At 40.0% G+C, this 1,898-nt stretch carries 1 protein-coding gene and 2 pseudogenes; all 3 read left to right on the plus strand.

The genetic code is table 11. The features are described from left to right. Positions 1–123: 123 nt before the first annotated feature. A pseudogene (locus ACH2DQ_RS06595) lies at positions 124–318 on the plus strand (DUF6783 domain-containing protein); the annotation flags it as partial. 144 nt (positions 319–462) lie between these two features. Continuing rightward, positions 463–1,092: a CatB-related O-acetyltransferase gene (locus tag ACH2DQ_RS06600; RefSeq protein ID WP_394915322.1), complete on the plus strand. Its 630-nt coding sequence runs from the start codon at positions 463–465 to the stop codon at positions 1,090–1,092. Between the two features lie 33 nt (positions 1,093–1,125). Continuing rightward, positions 1,126–1,898: pseudogene (locus ACH2DQ_RS06605) on the plus strand (DNA polymerase beta superfamily protein); the annotation flags it as partial.

Genomic DNA, 1,898 nt, shown 5'->3' on the forward strand with positions numbered 1-1,898 from the left:
TTTATCAATGATAAATTTAGGCTCTAAATGCATGTTGGTTCCTCCAATTAATTATTTTTCCTTATTTATCTTTACCATAAATAAATATCTTATGTATGAAAGCGAGTTGTATCCTGCCATCCGCATGGACAGCTTTTTGGTATATTTGCTCCGAATTCAGGTTACAGAGCGCGATTGTCGCCCTTCATTCGGGATAAATCTCCCACAAACTGTGACGCACAGCTGTCAGAAAATAATTATCATATACGCTTTTATTTTAAATACATTAGTTTTCAGAATGTCCTTGGCAAATCGGACAGAATATCTTATAATGGCTAAAATAAATGATATTTCAAAGATTAAGTCTGATTATCACAGATACAGGAGAAGAATAAGGGGGAAAGCCAGGTGAAACGCTGTATTGCATAGACTGGAATAGGAAAAGAATGACCTGAAAACCAATATGAAACAGGAGGATTTGTAATGACTATTCCAGGAAATAAAAAATATCCAAGAAGTAATGATAAAGAAACCGTGTATTTAGACCAGGTGGTATCAAACCCCAATATTAAAGTGGGAAAATATACGATCTATAATGATTTTGAAAAGGATCCTGCAGATTTTGAAAAGAACAATGTATTATATCACTATCCCGTTAATCAGGACCGGCTGGTCATAGGGAAATTCTGTTCCATAGCCTGTGGAGCTAAGTTTCTGTTTACCAGTGCCAATCATGCCATGGGTTCCCTTTCTAACTATACATTCCCCATCTTTTTTGAAGAGTGGGAACGGAAGAAAGAAAATGTGACGGATGCCTGGGATAACAAGGGAGATATTGTGATCGGAAATGATGTCTGGATTGGATACGATGCCATAATTATGGCGGGCGTTCATATCGGTGACGGAGCTGTCATTGGAACCAGAGCAGTCGTAACAAAGGATGTGCCGCCCTATACAATAGTAGGCGGAGTTCCGGCAAGGAAGATTAAAATGCGCTTTGACAGCCAGACAGTGGAAGACCTGCTGGAATTAAAATGGTGGGACTGGACAAGTGAGAAAATTAAGAAAAATCTCTCTCTGATTATGAGCGGGGATATAAACGGATTGAAGTAAGGAAAAATTGGAAAGGAAATTTGGGTGGAAACCATGAACTTTAAAAACCTGATACATACACCGGAGTATGATTTCCTCTGGCAGAACGAGCATCTTGGGGAAAACCTGATTCTCCTTTCCGTTGCAGGAAGTTATGCTTACGGGACAAATAACGAATTCAGCGATTATGATATCCGTGGGATTGCGGTCAACCGTAAATCCGATCTGATCGGGCTTAGCAGCTATGATCAATATGTGGACCAAATTACGGATACGACCATTTACACCTTTAACAAGATTATAAAATTATTAATGGACTGTAATCCCAATACCTGTGAAATGCTGGGCTTAAGGGAGGACCATTATCTGTATTTATCGCCAATCGGGCAGGAGCTGCTGGATCATAAAAATTTATTTTTATCCAAACGTGCCATTCATTCATTTGGAGGCTATGCCGGACAGCAGCTGAGGCGCCTGCAAAACGCCCTGGCAAGGGATACAATGCCCCAGGCTGAAAGAGAACAGCATATACTGCGGTCGGTAGAAAATTCCATGTACAATTTTCAGGAACGTTATGCTCACTTTGCAAATGGCAGCCTGCATATTTATCTGGACAAAGCCGTAAATCCGGAAGGGAGATCTTTATGGATACGCATTTGAATCATTATCCATTGAGGGATTACCGCAATATCTGGTGTGAGATGAACAATGTGGTGAAAGAGTATGACAAGATCGGGAAACGTAATCAAAAAAAGGATGAAAATCATCTGAATAAGCATGCGATGCATCTGCTTCGGCTTTTCATGATGGCAATTGATATCCTGGAA

Source organism: Robinsoniella sp., assembly GCF_034124845.1.